The sequence below is a fragment of the Methylobacterium sp. WL12 genome, from assembly GCF_008039475.1.
Classification (GTDB): domain Bacteria; phylum Pseudomonadota; class Alphaproteobacteria; order Rhizobiales; family Beijerinckiaceae; genus Methylobacterium; species Methylobacterium cerastii.
The window spans coordinates 1-7,766 of the sequence record NZ_VRUW01000136.1; the positions used below are offsets into that span (position 1 = coordinate 1).

General features: G+C 57.4%; 6 protein-coding genes and 1 pseudogene. 5 read left to right on the top strand and 2 right to left on the bottom strand.

Going from position 1 to position 7,766, the window contains the following annotated elements:
- Nucleotides 1–394 precede the first annotated feature (394 nt).
- The 3 genes from FV226_RS26125 (at nucleotide 395) to FV226_RS26135 (ending at nucleotide 3,509) form a co-directional block, all read left to right on the top strand.
- Entirely contained in the window at nucleotides 395–628 is a 234-nt protein-coding gene (locus FV226_RS26125) for a hypothetical protein (protein ID WP_246691743.1), read from the top strand.
- Nucleotides 629–1,063: 435 nt separating this feature from the next.
- Nucleotides 1,064–2,380, top strand: a complete 1,317-nt coding sequence (locus FV226_RS26130) for a restriction endonuclease (RefSeq protein ID WP_147765213.1) — start codon at nucleotides 1,064–1,066, stop codon at nucleotides 2,378–2,380.
- A complete protein-coding gene (locus tag FV226_RS26135; RefSeq protein WP_147765214.1) occupies nucleotides 2,370–3,509 on the top strand; it encodes a hypothetical protein in 1,140 nt (379 codons plus the stop codon). Before FV226_RS26130 ends, FV226_RS26135 begins: the two co-directional genes overlap by 11 nt.
- Here FV226_RS26135 and FV226_RS26140 read toward each other — a convergent pair.
- Nucleotides 3,489–4,796 carry a hypothetical protein gene (locus FV226_RS26140; RefSeq protein WP_147765215.1) on the bottom strand — a complete coding sequence of 436 codons (1,308 nt, stop codon included), beginning with the start codon at nucleotides 4,794–4,796 and terminating at the stop codon, nucleotides 3,489–3,491. The genes FV226_RS26135 and FV226_RS26140 overlap by 21 nt on opposite strands.
- A 420-nt stretch (nucleotides 4,797–5,216) precedes the next feature.
- Here FV226_RS26140 and FV226_RS26145 point away from each other — a divergent pair, with 420 nt between their 5' ends.
- Both FV226_RS26145 and FV226_RS26150 read left to right on the top strand, forming a co-directional pair.
- Nucleotides 5,217–6,224, top strand: a complete 1,008-nt coding sequence (locus FV226_RS26145) for an ADP-ribosylglycohydrolase family protein (RefSeq protein ID WP_147765216.1) — start codon at nucleotides 5,217–5,219, stop codon at nucleotides 6,222–6,224.
- A 132-nt stretch (nucleotides 6,225–6,356) separates the two neighbouring features.
- Complete coding sequence (locus FV226_RS26150; protein WP_147765217.1) at nucleotides 6,357–6,947, top strand: hypothetical protein; 591 nt, start codon at nucleotides 6,357–6,359, stop codon at nucleotides 6,945–6,947.
- 433 nt (nucleotides 6,948–7,380) lie between these two features.
- On the opposite strand, the pseudogene FV226_RS28225 reads toward FV226_RS26150, so the two are convergent.
- Nucleotides 7,381–7,766: pseudogene (locus tag FV226_RS28225) on the bottom strand (autotransporter outer membrane beta-barrel domain-containing protein); the annotation flags it as partial.

A 7,766-nucleotide genomic window follows, 5' to 3' on the forward strand; every position in this document is an offset into this window, starting at 1 on the left:
CCCCCACTCCCCCCTCGTCTGCACCTGAAGCCCAACCTGGTCCAGAGCCCGCCTCTCATCGGCGTATCGGTCGGAAGCGGATCACCGGTTCAGCGGCCGGAGAGCCGTCCAAGCCTGCCACGGATCAGGCTGCCCCAGTGACAAGGCAGACAGCCTCAGTGAGCGGAAGACGGCGCCGGCAGTAGACCATCGCTCCAGCAAGTGACCGAACGCCTGGGTCGGCAGCCAGCCCTGGCCTGCCCGGTTCAGGCTCGCCGGAGTGCAACAAGGTGCCCCACTTCGAACACGCCGCCCACCCCGAAACCCGGGCGTCTCACAACGCTTCGGAATCCGCGCTCCGTCTTCGTCGACCTACTCAGAGCCGACTCCGAACATGCCCCCGAAGGATCTCGCCATGCGGCACGCCATCCCCAAATCCCCGCAGAGCTCGACGCTCACAGCGATCCTGCTGACGCTCCCCGTACCCCATGTCACTCGCGATCCGGATACCGGCCGCTCCTGGCAGGAGCCGACGATGCCGGAGCCCAACTTCGTCACGCTGGCTTCATGTTCGGAGAAGCCTCGGGAAACAATCGATGGCTGTATCACGACCATTAATCAGGTGTGCCGCCACGGACACCCTTCCTGATTCCAGCGCGTCGGGGGGATCTGATCGACGCTGCCGATTATCCGTGCCCCGCCGGCTCATCGGTGTTTCGGGATGGATAAGGGTCGTGGAGAGAAAGCGACTGAACGACCTGCAGCGGCGCACGCTACCAACTATCTGACAAAATGAGCGAATCATGGACGCACGCACTCGCCATTTCCGGTTTGCCGGGTCGAGTCTCCCGTTTTGGTCCCACGCCTCATGTCACGGGTCCCGTGCAGATCGGTGGCACCACCGCGAAGCCCCTCCTCGACCAGAACGCCTACACGCATTCGCAACCTGCGCTCTACGCCAGCAGCCCTAAGTGCGAGCGCCAATCGGCTGTGAGTCGGCCATGAAAGCCACACACTCAACAGCCAGAGAACGCTATGATGCGGTGGAGGCGTAGACCGTCGAGGAGGCGAAACACCCCCTCACATGAAAGGGTATCAATCGATGCGAGCAAAGACGGCGCACCTGCCGGAGCAGTCGTCATTCCTCCCGGCCGAGAAGGTAGCCACAGTCAATTCGAAAAACGGCACCTTGGGACTCACATTCCGCGATAGCAAGAAGCTACCAGTCCACGGCTGGTTTCCGTATGTCGAGGGATTTTCTGCCAAGTATATCAGTGAGTTGATCCGCGAGCACGGAAAGGACGGAATAGTTTATGATCCGTTCGGTGGCAGCGGAACAGTAAATCTCCTAGCCTCTTTAAATGGCATACCAAGTGCTTTCTCAGAGGCCAACCCATTTATGCGCTTCGTAGCTGAAACAAAGATAAATGCTCGGCTTATCGCGCACAAGGAATTCCCTGAATTTCAGAAGAGTCTTTCGCGGCTTAGGAGCTGGATCCGTGATGGATCGTTGCAGCAATCTGCTAAAATGCAGGACCTCGGAACTTATCATAGTGCTTTCGCAGGTCGCGACTTTTTCGAGGAAAAAGACATTAGGGACCTTCAGGCTCTGAAGAACTTCTTACCAGAAGTAGGCGCCCGCAATCCTGCATTTCAACAAATCTTTCTTTTGGCGATTGCTTCCGTCACCGTCTCTTGCTCGAATATGACACGGCGAGCGGATCTACGGCGACGTCGGCCGGATGAGTATATTGGTCGAACGGTAAACGTAGGAAGCTCTGTGCTAGAGAAGCTGGCCCAAATGGAACAGGACATCTATCTAGCTCCGGTACGCTACGCGCCTGCAGTATTTGCAACGGCTGACAGTAGACATAGAAAAAGCAATATGGAGAAAAAGGTCAGCTTAGTCCTCACGTCGCCACCATATTTGAATGGCACAAACTATATACGAAACACCAAGCTGGAGCTATGGCTTACAGGCTTAATCGACTCAGAGGATGACCTTCCTCTACTCAATAAAATTTGTATGGTATGCGGAATAAATAACGTGGTGAAAGGACGGCCCGTCTCGCACCGCTTCGACGAAGTAGAATCCGTAGCATCACAGCTTGAGCAAGTCAGTCCAGACCTGCGAATCCCTGCGATGGTGCGCGGATATTTCTCTGATATGTATGATGTCTTGAGTAACTGCTCGTCTTACCTCACAGACAGAGGAAGGATCATACTGGATATCGGCGACTCGAAATTCTACGGCGTGCATGTGCCCACGGATAAGATACTTGTTCGTGTGGCGAATGCTGCTGGCCTGAAGCTACAAAGCGAAAAACTGCTTGCTCGTCGTCACTCGCGTGACAAGACCCCGCTTATCCAATCAGAGCTGACTTTTACCCATGCTGCGTGATCGCGAAACTTCACTAGAGTACATTTCAGGATCATTCAGCGCACAGCTCCCTCATACTGCGAAGCCGTACAGCAGCCGCGCCTGGGGGCATCCGCTGCACTCTCTGTGCTCTTATCAAGGCAAATTGAAACCTGCACTCGCTCACTGGCTAGTCCGGCACTTTACTGGTGCACACGATCATTTGTTAGACCCATTAGGAGGAGTCGGCACTGTTGCGTTCGAGGGTTCGCTGCTCGGACGTCGGTCATTTTCCTGTGATTTAAGCCCATTCGCTTCAACGGTTGCGCGCGCGAAACTTGCTCCACCTACGTCCGTTGAACTTAAACTCGGACTGGTAGAATTTTTTAGTCAACTGGAAAAGGCAACGCTTCACAGTGACGATGTTTCAGCTGCAGAATTTGGACTAAATGCGACTGTCAAAGATTACTACCACCCGAAGACACTCGAGGAAATTCTCAAAGCTCGTCGTATTTTTGGCAGAGATAATTTGACGGACGTGCAAATTTTTCTAAAAGCGAGTCTGCTTCACCTCCTGCATGGGAATAGGCCGTACGCTCTTTCCAGAACGTCACATCCGATCACTCCATTCAGCCCGAGCGGCCCTTTCGAGTACAGGTCCTTGGAGGGCAGGCTTTCTTCCCGCTGCGAGCGTCTAGCTGCATTGGTCTACCCCAGCGAATTTAAGCCGGGAATGTCTTGGAACTGCGATTTTCGGCAACTTAGCGATCTACTGCCAACTCAAGTTGACGCGGTCATCTGTTCGCCGCCCTTTCCTGGGATGAGATTTGATCGGCCGAATTGGCTGCGGCTGTGGTTCTGCGGGTGGACGCAAGCTGATTTTCACCAGACAAGTCGCAATTTCCTAGAACGACAACAGGGCAAGAATTTCGATGTATACAACGATTTTTTCTCGATGTGTAGTGCAGTTACCAAGCCGTTCTCTCCCGTACTGCTCCATGTAGGTGGTTCGAAAGCCTACGATATGGCTGCTCGTTTGGTCAGCATTGGCAGTAAGTATCTGAAGCATCGGTCGACAATCACTGAAGACGTTGCTCACATCGAGAAGCATGGGATCCGCGACAAGGGAACGACAAGCGAGCATATCATACTAGTCTTCGAGCGCATCTAGCTCGTTCAATGCCGCAGCTGCCTTGGCAGCCTCATCTCCGGAGGGCCGTCTATCAGCGTCGTTTTTCACGCGCTGATAGATTCCCAAATTAGCTGCGCGCAGTTCCTGCCAAAGTTCAACTTCAGGTAGTATTTCTTTAACTTTCCGCGCTATAGCATTGAAAGCTCTAGGATCGCACGAATTGGCGAATGTGGCAATATTTCTGCGGATGCGATCAAGCTGAGGTAGGCAAACCTGGCGTTCTGTCAACTCTGCCATTGGAAGGCCAGTAATATCGGATAGTCTCTGCAACTGAGAGGGATTATAGAATTCTACCGGGAACTTATCTTTCTTGTGATTGTTGTGCTCGGAGCATAGGCAAGTTGCATGCTCATCGATCGGCCACAAATAGGCCAAAGGCCGAGTGTGATCAAGTTCGACCTCTTTGAGCTCTAATAACTTATCGCAGTAAAAACATCTTTTCCCGAACTTTTCCCAGATAATGCTCTTTAAGCCGCGCCCACTCCTCTCTTTGATCGATCGCAGAATTTCCGGCTCTCTAAGAAGTAATTTACGCTCTCTGGTGATGATGGAGCTTTCATTCAACTGGTCCGTCGTTCTAAGAGGATTAAACGAGTCGTTTATTCTCCATTTCTTGCATGCTCGGCATTCGTTCTGGTGTTGAGTCACCTTAGCGTTGTGCTTGTGAAAGCTAAGACGCCCTGCTGGGCCGGGCCCAATTGGCAACTGGCGTGCGCAGTATGAGCACTTTTTTAATATGATTGACTGCCCTGCCTGAGCAGCAAACTTCAAGTATCCGTAATCGTTATGCTGGGAATTTTCATGCTGAAGATACAGCGTCTCCGGCATTAGATGGCTCTGATTCAGCTCTACGATATCGTGCTGCTGTATTCCTTCGGGAAAATGGCAAGCTCCCGAAGTTAGTCCCCAGATATCTACGAATTTCTGAGGCTGCTTGAATTCGATATTCACCAATATTCTTTCACCTGGGCTTGCTTCAAACGCCAAACCGACCCGTGACCAGCTCGGGCTGCTCTGAAAACGCTTATGTTTTACGGATGAGGTTGTATGGATCGATATCAGCAACTCGCTGCTTTCGGGTGTAGCTATGTACCCACCGAAGCCGAGAGCTTGAACCTCTGTGGCTGGATCACATGTGAAAGTTTGTTGAATGGTTGAAATTGGATCACTGCTGTAAATTCTGTCGCTCAGGCTCTCGAGAGTCTGTTGGTAGTCGCGACGGCTCGTATAACGATCGTCGCGATCCTGCTTAGTGTGCCGTCTCACGCGTCCCCCCCTCTCGCACGAATGGCAGATATCATAGGTTGCCGCCCGTGGGGAGCTGCGCTTTCACTCGGCCAGTTGGGATGGAGGTATTTGCCTAGAATTGCTATACTAGGTGGTCATCCGGGTCTCTTTATGCCACATAACGCTCGGTTCTCCAGATTGGCGGCGATAGGTAGGGTTCTAGCACCCTAGCCAAAGTTCCTATTAGCCGTCGGGAGGCTCCAGCTCTCCGTATATCCGCCCCGCGGCTCAGGCCTGGTGCCCCAGTCCGAAGGATTGGGGCTGCACATCGCCGTGGATCGAGGCCCGTGAGGTTGCAAGCTCGCAACCTCCTACTGGCCGTCGCCACGCGACACGCTGTGCACAGCCGGCTGCTTGGCCTGAAGCACCTTCACCACTCTCTTTTCGGCCAGGCCTTCGATGAACGTTGAGACCTACCTCCGCTCCCATTCTTTGGAGTTTGACCGCGTTCGTGGCGCCCTCATTGGTCTAGCTGTCGGGGACGCTCTCGGCACAACGCTCGAGTTCGCGCGCCGGGACACTCTGCCCGTGCATACGCAGATGACGGGCGGCGGTCCATTCGGGCTTCAAGCCGGGCAATGGACGGACGACACCGCCATGGCGCTCGCCCTCGCCGACAGCCTGTTCACCTGCGGCACTCTCGATCCGGCCGACTTGATGGAGCGCTTCATCGCTTGGTGGCGGGAAGGGGCCTATTCCTGCACCGGCACCTGCTTCGATATCGGGATGACTACCGTGCAGGCGCTCAGTTCCTACGAGGCCGATGGCGCGGTATTTGCTGGCTCAACTGACCCGCGAACGGCCGGGAACGGTTCGCTGATGCGGCTCGCTCCCGTCGCCGTGTTCGCCCTCGACGATCCCTGGGCGGCCGATCGTATCGCCCGGGATCAGGGCCGCACGACTCACGGGGCCTCCGAGGCTGTGGAGGCCTGCGCCTACTTCGTCCAGATCTTGCGCGCGGCGATCCTGGGCGAGGCCGACGTGCTGCGCCCCCGGGCCTGGATCGGAGCGGACTGCGACCCGCTCTTCCCGCGGATCTGGAAAAGCGACGAGCGCGACCACCTCACCCTTCATCCGGAGGCGGAGGCACCGAAGGTGGAGGCCATCGCGCAGGGTTCGTGGCGGGCCAGGACCCGCGACCGGATCCGCTCCAGCGGCTACGTGATCGACACGCTGGAGGCGGCTCTCTGGGCGGTCGGGACGACGGACAGCTTCGAGGCGGCGCTCATCAAGGCCGTCAACCTCGCCGACGATGCCGACACCATGGGCGCGGTCACCGGGCAGCTCGCCGGGGCCCTGTATGGCCTGTCCGCAATCCCGGAGCGCTGGCTTTCGCCTCTGGCATGGTCCGCGAAGATCCAAACCTATGCCGATCGCCTCAGCCTGAAACGCTGGCCAGAGGCCTGACACGGAGCTCGTCGATCGAGGAAGCGGAACCGATCGATCCCGGCATCCACGAGCATCGGACCAAGATGCCGGATGCCGGACAGAGAAGGAGGAAGGCCCATGAGCGGATTTCCGAGAACGAGGCAGGCCTGAATGCGCTGGATCCTGAGACCCACCCTGACAACGGGCTTCGTCATCCTCGCCGTTTCGACGGCGCAGGCCGGGGAATGTTCCACCATCGACACGTCAGCGAAAGCATCCCGCTGCCAGGGCAGAGCCATCCATAAAGGTACCGGAACTGAGTCAAGGAGCCCGGCCGGTACCGCTATCTGGAAGCGGTATACCAACGCACGGACAGGGGCCTCGGCGGAGTATCCCGCGCATCTCGTGGCGGACGCGGCCATCACCGATCTGACGGATGGCCGCGGGGGAGCCGCCTCACGGCCACCGACCGGAATACGTTTCTCCGCTGCGTCCGGTATCGAGATCGCCATCTACGGCGTCGAAGGCCTGAGGACGACGCCTTACGCCCACCTCTGTGGCGATCGCTGCGAAGGTGAAACCTACAGTGCGAAACGGCCGAATGTGGCCGTCGTTTCGGGCCGACGAGCGTCATTTATCTACTACCGTCGCTGCAAGGTCGGGAAGCCTGGCACGCTCCACTGTTTCGATCTTGAGTATCCCCACGACAGGGCTGCGGAGTTCGGGGCGATCGTCTCTCGAATGACCGTCGGCTTGGAATGATCCGCGGCAGCCCCTGCCAGTGAGAAGGATCGTTAGGTAAGGGTAACCCGGAGGCGGTCAGCAAGGCCGAGTCTCGAGCTGCAACCGCCCTTCCCCAGATCGCCTGCGAGCCGGACGACGACCGGGATGCGTCCCGCTTTTCGCTTGTGAGGGAATCCACTCGGCTGCTACAAAGATTCCGGCGGCCGGGTTCTCAGGCGCCTGATAAAGCTTGGGTTTTCGGCTTGGGCGCGCTCGGTCAGGATCCTGGCGCCCCAGCCAAAGGCTCAGGATTCTCAGCCGACCGTTGATTTCTCGGCTGTTTTCGGACCCGCCCGGGCCGACCGCTCCGTCCAGGTCCACTCGGGAGGTCCACTTGTCCGGACGGCAGGGATTCCTGCCTTGCCTCGCACCCACCTCCGCCGTCGCCGACAAACGGTCTTTTTTCGACGTATCATCCCCCATGATCTGCGCCAGCGGTTCGGCCAGCGTGAGATCCTGCGCTCACGCCGCCCGCGGCGTCGAGGATCGTGTAGGTGGTGTTTGCGCGGTAGGTGCCGGCCTGCGCTTGCACGTCGACGAGACCGCCGCGCAACGTCGCGATGCCGCCCGCCACAATCCGGTCGCTGTGGCCGGCGACGTCCGCCTTCACCTGGTAGGTCGAGGCTGCCTCGAACAGGACGTTGCCGTTGGCCGACAGCGTACCAATCGCATCGTAGCCGGGAGCCAAGCGGCCACCACTTCGGATGCTGAGGCCGCCGAGCGTGCCGGTACCCTCGATGATCGCGCCAGAGGCGACGGAAACGTCGGCCGCGCCGAGGTTGCCGCCGACCCGCAAGC